This window comes from Streptomyces griseiscabiei (genome assembly GCF_020010925.1).
Taxonomy (GTDB): Bacteria; Actinomycetota; Actinomycetes; order Streptomycetales; family Streptomycetaceae; genus Streptomyces; species Streptomyces griseiscabiei.
In genome coordinates this window covers 809797-824283 of the sequence record NZ_JAGJBZ010000002.1, presented here as the reverse complement: position 1 = coordinate 824283, position 14487 = coordinate 809797, and the positions used below count along the sequence as shown (strand labels likewise).

At 72.9% G+C, this 14487-nt stretch carries 8 protein-coding genes; 3 read left to right on the top strand and 5 right to left on the bottom strand.

What is annotated here, in order from left to right; all coding sequences use genetic code 11:
- Nucleotides 1-330: 330 nt before the first annotated feature.
- Nucleotides 331-3246, top strand: coding sequence for a glycoside hydrolase family 3 C-terminal domain-containing protein (locus J8M51_RS21170; RefSeq protein ID WP_086761971.1), 2916 nt, complete (start codon nt 331-333; stop codon nt 3244-3246).
- Nucleotides 3247-3401: 155 nt separating this feature from the next.
- On the opposite strand, the gene J8M51_RS21165 is transcribed toward J8M51_RS21170, so the two are convergent.
- The 3 genes from J8M51_RS21165 to J8M51_RS21155 form a co-directional block, all read right to left on the bottom strand.
- Nucleotides 3402-4853, bottom strand: a complete 1452-nt coding sequence (locus tag J8M51_RS21165; RefSeq protein WP_267299381.1) for an aldehyde dehydrogenase family protein — start codon at nt 4851-4853, stop codon at nt 3402-3404.
- A gap of 647 nt (nt 4854-5500) precedes the next feature.
- Nucleotides 5501-7237: a PucR family transcriptional regulator gene (locus tag J8M51_RS21160; RefSeq protein WP_267299380.1), complete on the bottom strand. Its 1737-nt coding sequence runs from the start codon at nt 7235-7237 to the stop codon at nt 5501-5503.
- A gap of 187 nt (nt 7238-7424) precedes the next feature.
- A complete protein-coding gene (locus J8M51_RS21155; RefSeq protein WP_179203453.1) occupies nt 7425-9557 on the bottom strand; it encodes an ATP-binding protein in 2133 nt (710 codons plus the stop codon).
- 284 nt (nt 9558-9841) lie between these two features.
- On the opposite strand from J8M51_RS21155, the gene gabT reads away from it, so the two are divergent.
- Entirely contained in the window at nt 9842-11176 is a 1335-nt protein-coding gene (gene gabT, locus J8M51_RS21150; RefSeq protein WP_086762716.1) for a 4-aminobutyrate--2-oxoglutarate transaminase, read from the top strand.
- 413 nt (nt 11177-11589) lie between these two features.
- Nucleotides 11590-12273 carry a phosphatase PAP2 family protein gene (locus J8M51_RS21145; RefSeq protein WP_267299379.1) on the top strand — a complete coding sequence of 228 codons (684 nt, stop codon included), beginning with the start codon at nt 11590-11592 and terminating at the stop codon, nt 12271-12273.
- 127 nt (nt 12274-12400) lie between these two features.
- On the opposite strand, the gene J8M51_RS21140 is transcribed toward J8M51_RS21145, so the two are convergent.
- Both J8M51_RS21140 and J8M51_RS21135 read right to left on the bottom strand, forming a co-directional pair.
- Nucleotides 12401-12853: a hypothetical protein gene (locus J8M51_RS21140; protein WP_086758512.1), complete on the bottom strand. Its 453-nt coding sequence runs from the start codon at nt 12851-12853 to the stop codon at nt 12401-12403.
- A gap of 201 nt (nt 12854-13054) precedes the next feature.
- A complete protein-coding gene (locus tag J8M51_RS21135; RefSeq protein WP_086758510.1) occupies nt 13055-14473 on the bottom strand; it encodes an NAD(P)/FAD-dependent oxidoreductase in 1419 nt (472 codons plus the stop codon).
- Nucleotides 14474-14487 lie beyond the last annotated feature (14 nt).

The following is a 14487-nucleotide window of genomic DNA, read 5'->3' as shown; positions in this document are numbered from 1 at the left end:
TGCTGAAGCGAGGGAACTGACGACCGGCGGAGGGAGGTGAGCACGCGAAGCGGTTCCCTCCGCAGCCGAGGCAGTCGAAGCGCTTCGATGTTGCTGCGAGGTTAAGTGAACGACCGGGGGTGCACAAGGGTCGATTCGCAGATTCCTCGGAGGTGTGAACGACGTACGGACGACCGGAACACCCCCTTCCCACCATCGATATCCGGGCCTGCGTGACGGTGCGGAAACGGATCTGCCGCGCCTTGGTCCCTTGACACCCACCCCACGGTCGAATGAGCATCGAAGCGCTTCGAAAGCGCCTCGTCGCTCCACCGCAAAGGGATGCCTCACGTGACCGCACAGACGACGCCCACGCCGCCTTTCCGCGATCCGCAGCTGTCGCTCGCGAAGCGCGTCGACGATCTGCTCCAGCGGCTCGCCCCGGACGAGAGGATCGCGTTCCTGCACCAGTTCGCACCCGCGGTCGAGCGTCTCGGGGTGGCCGCCTTCCGCACCGGCCAGGAGGCCCTGCACGGGGTGGCCTGGATGGGTCCGGCCACGGTGTTCCCGCAGGCCGTCGGCCTCGGCGCGACCTGGAACGAGGAGCTCGTCCGCCGGGTGGGAGAGGCCGTCTCCACCGAGACCCGCGCGATGCGCGCCCGCGACGACCGGGTCGGCCTCAACGTCTGGTCCCCCACGGTCAATCTGCTGCGCCACCCCCTGTGGGGCCGCAACGAGGAGGGCTACTCCGAGGACCCGAGGCTGACCTCGGCCATCGCGACCGCGTACACCCGCGGTCTGCGCGGCGACCACCCGACGTACTGGCGCACCGCCCCCGTGCTCAAGCACTGGCTGGCGCACAACAACGAGACCGACCGCTCCACCACCTCCTCCTCGGTCCGCCCGCGCGTGCTGCACGAGTACGACCTGCGCGCCTTCCGCGCGACCGTGGAGGCGGGCGCGGTGGCCGGTGTGATGCCCGCGTACAACCTGGTCAACGGCCGCCCCAACCACGTCTCGCCCTCGCTGGCCGAGCATCTGCGCACCTGGACCGACGAGGACCTGCTGGTCTGCTCGGACGCGGGCGCGCCGTCGAACCTGGTCGACTCCGAGCACTACTTCGACACCCACGAGGAGGCCACCGCCGCCTCGCTGCGCGCCGGCGTCGACAGCTTCACCGATCACGGCACCGAGAGTTCGACGATGATCGGACGAATCCGGGGTGCCCTGGACCGGGGCCTGCTGACCGCCGACGACATCGACACCGCCGTCCGCCGCCAGCTCTCCGTCCGCTTCCGCCTCGGCGAGTTCGACCCCGGCACCGACCCGTACGCCGACCTGAAGGACTTCGACACCCCGGCCCACCGCGCCCTCGCCCGGGAGGCCGCCGAACAGGCGATCGTCCTGCTGAAGAACGAGGGAGGCCCGGCACGGGAGGGTGACGGTCCGGCGCGGAAGGACGGAGGCCCGGCTCGGGAGGGCGACGGTCTGCTGCCGCTCGCCGCCGACGCCCGGATCGCCGTGGTCGGGCTGCTGGCCGACGAGTGCAAGCTCGACTGGTACAGCGGCACCCTGCTCCACCGCTCGACCCCGCTCGAAGGCCTGTACGACCGGTTCGGCGCCGAGCGCGTGACGTTCGCGGAGGGCGTGGACCGCGTACGCCTGCGGGCGCACTCCACCGGCGCGTACCTGTCCGTGCCCGAGGCGCCAGACGCCGCCGACGAGGCGCGCGGCGCCGAGGGCGCGCTCGACCCGGCGCTCCTGGCGGGCCGCACGGACCTGCCGCCGCTCACCACGGACGCGACCGGCACCGAACTGGCCCTCGTCGACTGGGGCGAGGGTGTGCTGACGCTCCGCGCGCCGGACGGCCGCTATCTCTCGGTCGCCGACGACGGCCGGCTGCGCGCCTCGGCCGACCAGCCGGGCGGCTGGGTCGTCCAGGAGACGTTCCGCCTGGAGCCCTCCGGATCCCATGGGAACGGTCACCTCCTCCAGCACACAGGGACAGGCCGGTACGTCACTGTCGGCGCCGACGGAGTAAAGGTTGCCGACGGCAATCCGGAAATCTTCGACCTGGTGGTGACCGAACGGGGCGAGGCGTCCGTCGCCCGCGCCGCCGCCGAGGCCGACGTGGTCCTCGTCGTCGCGGGCAACGACCCGCACATCAACGGCCGCGAGACCGAGGACCGCGCCTCTCTCGCGCTCCCCGCCCACCAGGAACGCCTGCTGCGCGCGGCCCGCGCCGCCAACCCGAACACTGTCCTGATCCTGGTCTCGGCCTACCCGTACGCCGTCGACCACGCCGACCTGCCCGCCGTCCTGTGGACCGCGCACGGCGGCCAGGCCGCGGGCACCGCCCTTGCCCGGATCCTCGCCGGTGACGTCTCCCCCGCCGGCCGCCTCCCGCAGACCTGGTACGCCGCCGACGCGGACCTCCCCGGCCTCCTCGACTACGACGTGATCGGCGCCCGTCAGACGTACCTCTACTTCGAGGGCGTCCCGCTCTTCCCGTTCGGCCACGGCCTGTCCTACGCGGAGTTCGCGTACGAAAACCTGGTCGCTCATGTGGGTGACTCCGAGCTGACCGTCTCCCTCACCGTCACCAACACGGGCGCGATGACCGCCGACGAGGTCGCCCAGCTCTACGTCCGCGCCGAGGCCCCGTCGGTCCCGCGCCCGCGCCGCGAGTTGCTCGGCCACCGCCGCATCACCCTCGCCCCCGGCGCCTCGACGGAACTGACCTTCGACCTCCCCCTCTCCGTCCTGGAGTTCTGGGACGTGGCCCACGGCGCCTGGCACCTGGAGCCCGGCGCGTACGAACTGCTGGCCGGCGCGTCGAGCGAGGACATCCGCCTCCGGACGACGGTCACGGTGGCGGGCTCCCCGGTCGCCCCACGCCCGGTGGTCACCCACGGCCTGGCCGCGGCGGACTTCGACGAGCAGCGCGGCACGGAGATCGTCGACCGCGCGAAGGTGTCGGGCGACGCGGTGACGCCGGCGGACGGCGGGTCCGGTGAACTGCTCTTCCGCGCCTGCGACTTCGGTGCGGGGATCACCGAGGTGACCGTGGAGGTGTCGGGCGGGGGCAGCGTCGAGTTCTCCCTCGTCGGCGGCCCGGTGCCGGCCACCCTGTCCCTCTCCCCGCCCACCGCGGACCCGTACACGTACACCACCCTGCGCACCGCCGTCTCCGCCACCGGCGTGCACGACGTCCGCCTCCGACTGCGCGGCCCCTTGCGGCTGGCGCACGTCGGCTTCTCCGGTTGAGGGTCCGGAAGCAGGCCGGCACACAGAAGGGGCCCGGCACCGGAAGGCATCGGTGCCGGGCCCCTTCATCCCGGGATCTGACCCGAGAATACATGAAAATGATTGTCACAAGCTAGGGGTGGGCGGACCGATTTCGACGGTGCCCCCGCGATGCCTCAGAGCTGCAGCCCGGTCAGCACCATCACCCGCTCATAGGTGTAGTCGTCCATCGCGAAGCGCACGCCCTCACGTCCCACACCGGACTGCTTCACCCCGCCGTACGGCATCTGGTCGGCGCGGTAGGAGGGCACGTCCCCGATGACGACCCCGCCGACCTCCAGGGCGCGGTGGGCGCGGAAGGCGGTCTGCAGGTCATGGGTGAAGACGCCCGCCTGGAGGCCGTACTTGGAGTCGTTGACGGCGGCGAAGGCCTCGGCCTCCCCCTCCACCTTCCGCACGGTGAGGACGGGCCCGAAGACCTCCTCGCAGGAGACGGTCGTGTCGGCGGGTACGTCGGCGAGGACGGTCGGCGCGTACGAGGCGCCGTCGCGCTTGCCGCCGGCGAGGAGGGCGGCACCGGCGTCGACGGCCTCCTGGACCCACGCCTCGACCCGCTTGGCGGCGTCCTCGTTGACGAGCGGCCCGACATCGGTGGCCCCGTCGGACGGGTCGCCGGTCACCTGCGCCTCGACGGCGGCGACGATGCGCGGCAGCAGCCGGTCATAAACGGAGGCGTCCGCGATCACCCGCTGGACGGAGATGCAGGACTGGCCGCCCTGGTAGTTCGAGAAGGTCGCGATACGGGAGGCGGCCCAGTCGAGGTCCTCGTCGCTCGCGTAGTCGGCGAGCACGACCGCCGCGCCGTTGCCGCCCAGCTCCAGCGTGCAGTGCTTGCGCGGCGCCGAGTCCATGATCGCGTAGCCGACCTTCTCGGAGCCGGTGAACGAGATCACGGGCAGCCGCTCGTCCTGGACGAGGGCGGGCATGCGGTCGTTCGCGACGGGAAGGATGCTCCAGGACCCGGCGGGCAGGGCCGTGGCGGCGTCCGCGAGCAGCTCTCCGATGATCAGACCGGAGAGGGGGGTCGCCGGGGCGGGCTTCAGGATGATCGGCACACCGGCCGCGATCGCCGGGGCGATCTTGTGGGCGCAGAGGTTGAGCGGGAAGTTGAAGGGCGCGATCCCGAGGACGACTCCCTTGGGGAAGCGGCGGGTGAGGGCGAGCCGCCCCTGTCCACCGAGGTCGGTGTCGAGCCGCTGCGCCTCGCCGCCGTTGAACCGCCGGGCCTCCTCGGCCGCGAACCGGAACACGGAGACCGCCCGGCCGACCTCGCCGCGCGCCCACTTGACCGGCTTTCCGTTCTCGGCGGAGATCAGCTGCGCGATCTCCTCGGTCCGCTCGACGAGACTCCGGCTGACGTGGTCCAGGACGGCGGCCCGTACGTGCGCCGGCGTCGCCGCGAACTCGTCCCGCACGGCGTACGCGGCGGCCACGGCCTCCTCGACCTGCCCGTCCGTCGGCACGCTCACCCTGCCGACCAGGCGGCCGTCCCAGGGCGAGTTCACATCGAACGTGGTCTCACCGGTGGCCTGACGGCCGGCGAGCCAGAAGGCATGGGTGGCGGTCATAGTCGATCCCGGCCCTTCGGTGGGTGGCACATGTCGTCTTCCGGCTCCACGGTAGGGCCGGGGTGGCGGGGGGTCGTTTGTCCGGCGCGTATGAGTGGGGGTGGGGGTTGCGCCGGAATGGTGGGGTGGGGTCGGTCCATCGGCGGGTGCGGCTCCGGTGGTGGCTGGTCGCGCAGTTCCCCGCGCCCCTAAAAGCTTCAGGCCCCTGCGGGCCTGAAAGACCAGCCCTCCACGGCCTGAAGGCGATCGGTGGCGGGGCTGAAGGCGATCGGTGGCGGGCCTGAAGGCGATCGGTGGCGGGCCTGAAGGCGATCGGTGGCGGGCCTGAAGGCGATCGGTGGCGGGCCTGAAGGCGATCGGTGGCGGGCCTGAAGGCGATCGGTGGCGGGCCTGAAGGCGATCGGTGGCGGGCCTGAAGGCGATCGGTGGCGGGCCTGAAAAGCACGGGGCGTAGCCCCTGCTTTTCAGGGGCGCGGGGAACTGCGCGACCAGCCCCCACCGGACGCGCGCGTACCCACCCACCCCCGCGCGGAGCGCGAAAATGGGGGGCGAAGGGGCGCAGCCCCTGGATGGGGGCACCTCCCGCTCGAGCGAAGCCGAGAGTGGGGGAGGGACGGGTAGGGGCGGCGGGGGCGAGGAAGACCCGCTCACTCCCCCGCCGCAGCCGTAGCCTTCAACGCCAACCACAACTCCATCCGCACATCCGCATCATCCAGCGACCGCCCCAGAATCTCCTCCACCCGCCGCATCCGATACCGCAACGTATGCCGATGAACCCCCAGATCGGCGGCAGCCGCATCCCACTGCCCATGCCGCGACAACCACGCCCGCAACGAAGCCACCAGATCCCCCCGCCCCGTGGCGTCATGCTCACGCAACGGCCGCAGCAGACTGTCCGCGAACGCCCGCACCGCGTCGTCACCGAGCAACGGCAGCACCGACCCGGCCGCCAGCTCCTCGTGCTCGACCAGACACCGCCCCCGCCGCCGGGCCACGGACAACGCCTGCTCGGCCTGCTTGTAGGCGGCCGCCGCCGCGATCGGCCCGGCCGGCGCGGACAGCCCGACGACGAGTTCCTCCTCGTCCACGGGGACGGAATCCGACGTCAGGGGCACCACGTCCCGCCCGACCGCCCGAGACGTCTCCAGCCCCAGCGCGAACTCCCCGCACGCGGCGACCACCGCGCCCCCGTCCACGGCGAGCACCACCAGCCGCTCCCCGTCGGGCACGACGAGCACCGTCTCCCCGGCCCGCGCGGCGGCCGCCTCCACCACCTCGACGAGCCGCCCGAGCAGATCCCCGCCCGGGTCGACGACACCGGCCACCGCCCGCCCGGCCTCCACAACCCCCTGCACGGCTCGTGGGACGCCCACGCCCCCGGCCGCCGCCCCCTCCACGGCACCCACAGCCCCCGCGGCCCCCTCCACCCGGGCCCGCGCAGCCGACGCGGAGGCCGACTCCGCGAGGATCACCCGGAACGGGGCGTCCAGCAGTTCCCCGTAGAGATCCTGGGCGACGGCACGCGCGTGGTCGCACTCCCCGGCCAGCAGCATCCGCAGCACCGCCGCACCGATCCGCTGCTCGGCGGCGTGCAGCGAGCGCGACCGTTCCGTCGTGAGGGTCAGCAGGGCGATCGCGGAGTGGACGGCGTACCGCTCGGCCGTGCCGAGGGCCGCCGCCGTGCCGACGGCGAGAGCGGCGCGGGCGCGGCGCCCGGTGCCGAGGGAGTGCAGTTCGACGCGGTCCTCGCCGCCGACGACCGCGCTGGCGGGCGCGGGCCGGTCCCGCAGCCGTTCGACGTCGGCGGTGAGCCGCCCGGCCCGCCGCTCCGCCCACTCGGGCGCCACCGCGACGACCGCGCCGGAGGCGTCGTACAGGGCGGCCCACCCGTCGACCTGCCCGGCGAGCGCGCTCAGCAGCCCTTCGGGGCCGTCGGTCAGCGCCTGCTTGGTGAGTTCCCGCTGCGCCGCGAACCCCGCCGTCACGGCCCGGTACTGCTCGGCGGCGATGGCGGCCGACACGGCCTTGCTGATGGCGAGGAACGGCGTACGCCGGGGCACTTCCAGCAGTGGCAGCCCTTCCCCCTCGGCCGCCGCGAGGAGCGCCTCGGGGATGTCCTCGTAGTGCACCCCGACGGCGAAGCCGAGCCCGACGACCCCGGCCCCCACCAGCCGCCGCACATAGCGCCGCATCGCCTCCGGATCCTCCGCGTCCAGCTTCAGCGCGGTGATCAGCAGCAGCTCCCCGCCCTCCATGTACGGCACCGGGTCGGCCAGCTCACTGGCGTGCGCCCAGCGCACCGGCACATCCAGGCGGTCCCCGCCCGCCCGCACGGTCAGCTTGAGCGCGGAGTGATGGACGAGCGAGGCGAGCGTGGGGGGCATGGGACCTTCAGGTCGACGGAGGCTCGGACGGGGGCTCGTGGGCTTTTGGCCGCCGCGTATGAACGACCTGTCCCGATTCTGCCTCACCGTACGATCACAAGCCCCCCACACCCCCACCCGAATGGCTCAGAACATACGCCGTGCCGGACCGCCGTCCAGGGCCCCTCGGCCCACCCCGCCCACTCGCTCAGCCCCGCAGATCCACCAGCAGCGGCGGCGCGTGCTCGCCCCGCACGGTGGTCAGCGACAGGACCGCGTGCCCCGGCGGCACACCGTGCGCCAGTTCGGAGGCGGACCACCGCTCCCGCTCCACCTGCCGTACGGTCACCGCCCGCGCGGTGGGCGCGTGGCCGGTGATCATCCGGCGCAGCGCGTGCCAGGCCTTGCCCGCCGGGGAGTCGGCGATGATCTGCCGGTCGGTGACGTCCCGCGCCTCGGTCCACTCCTTGCCCCACACCTCGGCGAAGTCCTGCCCGTCCCACGGCGTGAGCCCGGACAGCGCCATCCGGCAGCCGGTGGCCCCGAGGAGCGGCCCGCGCAACGGCCGGGGCACGTCGTCGAGGGTGCGCAGGGTGAGGACCGCGCCCGCGCCCGCGGACCGCAGCCGCTGGATGCCGCGGACGGCCTCCGGGGTGACGACCCCGGTCGCGTCGTCCAGCACCAGACAGGCGAAGAGCGACCGGTCCTCCCGGACGGCGACGCTCGCGGTGAACTGCGCGAGCACCAGCCGCGCCAGGATGCGCGAGGCGTCGGCGTGGCCGCGTTCGGGGAGGTCGATCCGGACCCGGACGGGGTGGTCGAGGGCCTTGAGGGAGAAGGGCCGGGACTGGCCGGAAGTGTCGAAGAACCCGGCGAACGCGGGCCGGTCGAGGAGGGCGATCCGGTCGGCCAGCACGGAGCCGACGTCCCCGGGGTGCCCGAGCTGGCGTTCCCGGGCGTCCAGCTCCCGCAGCAGCGACTCCTGCCCCGCGTCCTGGAGGGCCCGGCGCAGCTCGCCCAGCGGACCGGGGGCGCCGTCCAGCAGCTGCCGCAGCTGCGGCACCGACGGGAACCGCCCGTGCACCGCCCGGAACGGTCCGAGCAACTGGGCCAGCACCGTGGTGGAGCGCCGGCTGTCACCGCCGGGATGCGGGTCGGCGAGATCACCGACGAGCGCCTCCGCGAGCACGGCCGCCGCCTCGTCGGGGTCCGTGGTGCCGCCGTACAGATCGAGGTCGTACACGGACTGCGGGTTCCCGATCCGTACGACGACGTCGTACGCGTCGGCCGGTCCGAGCCCCGCCCCCGCCGCGCCCACGACCACCACCGCGGCCCGCCCGGCGAGCGCGTGCAGACACAGCGACTCGGCGACGGGCCACACCACACTGCCCGTCTTCCCCGACCCCGCCGGTCCGACGGCCAGCAGGGACGTGCCGAGCAGCTCGGGTCCCAGGGCGAGGCCCGAGCCCCGGTAGGCGTAGGGGTTGCGCGGGTCGTCGACGGTGCCGCCCAGGCGGACCTGCCCGGTGACCATGTCGTGCCGGGCGAGCCGGGCCGGCAGGTCCCGCTCCCCGGAGGGGTGCAGACACGCCGCCGCCCCGTCCTTCAGCACCGCCCCGGTGAACGTCGCCAGACTGTGCCGCCCGCTGCGCACGCCCTGCCACGCCCGCATGATCCGCGCGTGGTCCACGTCCCGCATCAGCCCGGCCCCCGCCTCGGCCACCAGCCGCTCGGCGGCCTCCCCGGCCCCGGCCTCCCGGAGCTGGTTCCACTGGGCGGGGTCGTCCTGGGGAGCGGGCGTCGCCTGCTCCGGCGGCCGGCCGCGGAAGCGCGGAACGACGAAACGGCGCCACACCTCGCCCCAACGGCCGAGCCGGGCCACCGCGACCAAGATGATCAGGGCGACGAGCAGTTCGTAACCCCGGTACAGGATGAAGGTGCCGACCTGGCCTCCCTCTCCGGAGCCTCCCTGCCAGGAGTCGGGGGCGATCAGGTCGAGCGGGATCCACCACCAATAGCCGAGATAGCCGTTCTGCAGCAGCGACCAGAGGAGCCAGCCCACCAGAAACGCGATGAGGGCCCCGCCCAGCAGCTGCCGCTTCGGGATCTCGTCGGGTTCCTCGTCGGGGCGCGGCGTGTGCCCGAACCGCCACACACCAGGTGCCACGTCCGGCCTCGGTGCCCGCAGCCAGGCGAGGAAGGAAGCCCCGTCCGGCATCGGGGGAACCCCTGGTGCGCGCGAGGGCCGAGGAGGCGCCGAAGGCATCTCCGGCGACCCCGTCGGGCGCGGCACAGGATTCGCATGCGTGCCCCGCGCGTCCCGCGTCCCGTCGCTGTTCATCGCGCCTGCCCCCTGACCAGCCGTTCCGTCCACCATCAGCGAGCCAATCTAACGCCCCCGCAAGGGGAGTTCACCGCTTACGCGGCCGGGTGGACCCGTGTGCTCACCGTATTACGCGGCCGGGCGCACACCCGTGCCCACCGTTCGTCCCTGTCCAACCCGGACAAGACGAACACCCGACAACGCCCACATGGAGCATGCCCACCCACCGGCCCCCGCCCTAGCCTGCGAGAAAAGAAGACAAGCGTCCGTCAGACCCGTCCGCAAGACCCCAGGAGCCCCACATGAGCGCACTTCCTCAGGAGCGCCGCGTAGTCACCGCCATCCCCGGACCGAAGTCCCAGGAGCTGCAGGCCCGCCGTGTCGCCGCGGTCGCGGCGGGCGTGGGGTCGGTGCTTCCGGTGTTCACCGCGCGCGCGGGCGGCGGCATCATCGAGGACGTCGACGGCAACCGGCTGATCGACTTCGGTTCGGGCATCGCCGTCACCAGCGTCGGCGCCAGCGCCGAGGCCGTCGTCCGCCGGGCCACCGCCCAGCTCCAGGACTTCACGCACACCTGTTTCATGGTCACCCCGTACGAGGGCTATGTCGCCGTCGCCGAGGCCCTCGCCGAGCTGACCCCGGGCGACCACGCCAAGAAGTCCGCGCTCTTCAACTCCGGCGCCGAGGCCGTCGAGAACGCGGTGAAGATCGCCCGCTCGTACACCAAGCGGCAGGCCGTCGTCGTGTTCGACCACGGCTACCACGGGCGCACCAACCTCACGATGGCGCTGACGGCCAAGAACATGCCGTACAAGCACGGCTTCGGCCCGTTCGCGCCCGAGGTGTACCGCGTCCCGGTGGCGTACGGCTACCGCTGGCCGACCGGTCCGGAGAACGCCGGCCCCGAGGCCGCCGCGCAGGCGATCGACCAGATCGCCAAGCAGGTCGGCGCGGAGAACGTGGCCGCGATCGTCATCGAGCCGGTGCTCGGCGAGGGCGGCTTCATCGAGCCCGCCAAGGGCTTCCTGCCCGCGATCGCGCAGTTCGCCTCCGACAACGGCATCGTCTTCGTCGCCGACGAGATCCAGTCCGGCTTCTGCCGCACGGGCCAGTGGTTCGCGTGCGAGGACGAGGGCATCGTCCCGGACCTGATCACCACCGCCAAGGGCATCGCCGGCGGTCTCCCGCTCGCCGCGGTCACCGGGCGCGCGGAGATCATGGACGCGGCGCACGCGGGCGGCCTCGGCGGCACCTACGGCGGCAACCCCGTCGCCTGCGCGGGCGCCCTCGGCTCGATCGAGACGATGAAGGAGCTGGACCTCAACGCCCGGGCGAAGCACATCGAGGCCGTCATGAAGGCGCGCCTGACCGCCATGGCCGAGAAGTACGACGTCATCGGCGACATCCGGGGCCGCGGCGCCATGATCGCCATCGAGCTGGTCAAGGACCGTACGACGAAGGAGCCGAACCCGGAGGCGACCGCCGCGCTGGCGAAGGCCTGCCACCAGGAGGGCCTGCTGGTCCTGACCTGTGGCACCTACGGCAACGTGCTGCGCTTCCTGCCGCCGCTGGTGATCGGCGAGGACCTGCTGACCGAGGGCCTCGACATCATCGAGCAGGCGTTCGCCGGTATCTGACGCGCGTCCGAAACGCCTCCGACCCGTGTGCGAGTGTCCGATTCCGCAGGGCGCTCGCATACGGAATCCCCTGCCCGGGTGGCCCGCCGGTCCCCCACCCGCCTCCGCCGTCCCACGCCGCGCGGAAGCGGAATCCGGGGCCGGATTCCGGTCCCTGTGGACAAGCGTCGGACCGCGTGAAGAAGGTGTGCAAGGTGCATGACGGGTCCCGATTCCGCCTGTCGTCACCGCGTTCCCTGCCGTAGGTTCTTACGCAGATGAGAGATACACCCCGCCCACAGGGGACTGTGGGCGACACAGGGTCGGGGCCTCCCCAGCTTCGCCCTGGTCGTGCCCTCGCGCACACACCCGGAGCTTCCGGCTCCGGATCTCCTCACCGATCGGATGGCCGCGCGTCCCAAACCCCCCGGGGCGTGCGGCACACCGATCCGGACGGCCGCCCCCGAACCACCCCCCCTGTTCGGGGGTGGCCGACCATCCCCTCCGGCCGCCGCGCCGCCTTCCTCCTTCTCGGCCTTCCGGCCCTGCTCTTCGCGCTGATCACCTGGCAGGTCCTCGCGCACGGCCCGCTGGCCCGCGCGGACGAACGCCTCAGCGACTCCCTGGTCCACCGGGGCGCCCCCACCCAGTTCCTCGCCGACCTCGGCAACGTCACGGTCGCCGTCCCGGTCCTCGCCGCCGTACTGCTGTACGTGGGGTGGCGCGCGCGTGCCACCGGTCGGGACCACTGGTGGCGGCCGTCCGCCGCGGCGGCGGTCCTGATGGTCACCGTGCCCCTGTGGGTCGTCCCGCTGAAAGAGCTCATCGCCCGGTCGGGCCCGCCGGTCATGGGCCCCGGCACGGGTTTCTACCCCTCCGGCCACACCGCGACCGCCTCGATCGCGTACGGCGGTGCCGTGCTGCTTCTGCTGCCCCTGCTGCGCGGCGCCCCCGCGCGCCGCGCGGTCGTCGTCCTCGCGGTGGTCCTGAACATCGGGGTCGGCTTCGGCCTGGTGCGCCAGGGCTACCACTGGCCGCTCGACGTGCTGGCGAGCTGGTGCGTCTGCGCGGTGCTGCTCTCCTCGCTGTGGTTCCGGGTGCGCCGGTCCTCCGGGTGAGGGCATCGCCACCACTTTCGGGCGGACCCCCGCCGGGCGGTGTCCGCGTCGGCCGCACGGGCGGCCGACGAGCGCGCGGTGCGGCCGGGGGACGGCCGCCTCACGGCGTGGGGCGGTCAGCCCCCGGCTACCGGTTCTCGTCCCTGGCCAGGTTCGCCGCCGCCTCGTGCATGGCCAGTTCGAGCAGGGCCGGGTCGGTGAGGGTGCCGCTGCCGTCCGGTGGGATCAGCCAGCGGACGCCACCGGTCTGCCGGCCCGGGTACGGCACCACGATCCAGGTGCCGCGGCCCGCGCTGCGCACGCCCGTGCCGAGCCACCGGGAGGCCGTGCCCGGCGGGACGAAGAACCCCATGCGGTCGTCGCCGAAGTCGACGAGCACCGGCCCGGGCTGGTCGATGATGCGGGTCAGGACGTCCAGCGTCGGATAGCCGAGTGTGCCCGGCAGGATCAGCACGTCCCAGGCCCTGCCCGCCGGAAGCAGGGCGACCCCCAGGGGGTTGCGCTCCCACTCCCAGCGGCAGGCCTCGGGATCCGGTGATACGGATGCCAGCCACTCGGCCGCCGTCTTGGCCCCAGTCATGACAGGGACCTTCCTCTCTCTAGAGCTCCGTCGGACGCGGTTTCGCGTCAGGAGCACAGACAGAGGTTGGGGGCCTGCATTACGCGGGTTCCGACCACTTCTTGGTGGTGAATGAGGTAACACGGTCCGGCCGGGCGTACGCCCGTTGATCACATGTGCGCCTTCACGCCCCACCGACCGGGGTTTGCGGACCTCCCCGTGTCAGCTGTCGAAGCCCAGCCCGAGCCGGTCCATGGCCTTCAGCCACAGGTTGCGGCGGCCCGCGTGGGAGTCGGCGCGGGCCAGGGACCACTTGGTGAGGGCGATCCCGGTCCAGGCGAACGGCTCGGGCGGGAACGGCAGCGGCTTGCGGCGGACCATCTCCAGCTCGGTGCGTTCCGTGCGCTCGCCCGCGAGCAGGTCGAGCATGACGTCCGCGCCGAACCGGGTGGCGCCCACACCGAGCCCCGTGTAGCCGGCCGCGTAGGCGACTCTGCCCTGGTGGGCGGTGCCGAAGAACGCGGAGAAGCGGGAGCAGGTGTCGATGGCGCCGCCCCAGGCGTGGGTGAAGCGGACGCCCTCCAGCTGCGGGAAACAGGTGAAGAAGTGGTCGGCGAGCTTGGCGTAGGTCTCCGGCCGGTCGTCGTACTCGGCGCGCACCCGGCCGCCGTACTGGTACACCGCGTCGTAACCGCCCCACAGGATCCGGTTGTCGGCGCTGAGCCGGAAGTAGTGGAACTGGTTGGCGGAGTCGCCGAGCCCCTGCCGGTTCTTCCAGCCGATCGACGCCAGCTGCCCGTCGGTGAGCGGCTCGGTCATCAGGGCGTAGTCGTAGACGGGGACGGTGTACGCGCGGACGCGCCTGACCAGGCTGGGGAAGATGTTGGTGCCGAGCGCCACCTGCCGGGTACGGACCTGGCCGTAGGGGGTGCGGACGGCCATGCCGGTGCCGTACGCCTTGAGGTTCAGCGCGGGGGTGTGCTCGTACACGCGGACGCCGAGCCGCAGGCAGGCCCGCTTGAGGCCCCACGCGAGCTTCGCGGGGTGCAGCATGGCGACGCCCCGGCGGTCGTGCAGCCCGGCCTCGAAGGTGGGTGAGGCGACCTGGTCGCGGACGGCGTCGGCGTCGAGGAACTCTATGCCGTCGGCGAGGCCCTTGCGGGCGATCTCGTCGTACCAGTCGCGCAGTTCCCAGGCCTGGTAGGTCTCGGTCGCGACATCGATCTCACCGGTGCGTTCGAAGTCGCAGTCCAGGCCGTGGCGGGCGACCGCGGTCTCGATCTCGTCGAGGTTGCGGGCGCCCAGCTCCTCCAGCTTGTGGATCTCGCCCGGCCAGCGGGCGAGGCCGTTGGCCAGGCCGTGGGTGAGGGAGGCGGCGCAGAAGCCGCCGTTGCGGCCGGAGGCGGCCCAGCCCACCTCGCGGCCTTCCAGCAGGACGACATCCCGCTGCGGGTCGCGCTCCTTGGCGTTGAGCGCGGTCCACAGTCCGCTGTAGCCGCCGCCGACGACCAGCAGATCGCAGGTCTCGGCGCCGGTGAGCGCGGGCTCGGGGTGGGGCTTGCCGGGGTCTTCGAGCCAGTACGGGACCGGCTGTGCGTCGGAAAGAGACTTCGTCCAGCGGTTCATGGCGCTTGGGGCCATGATTTCAACTCCCT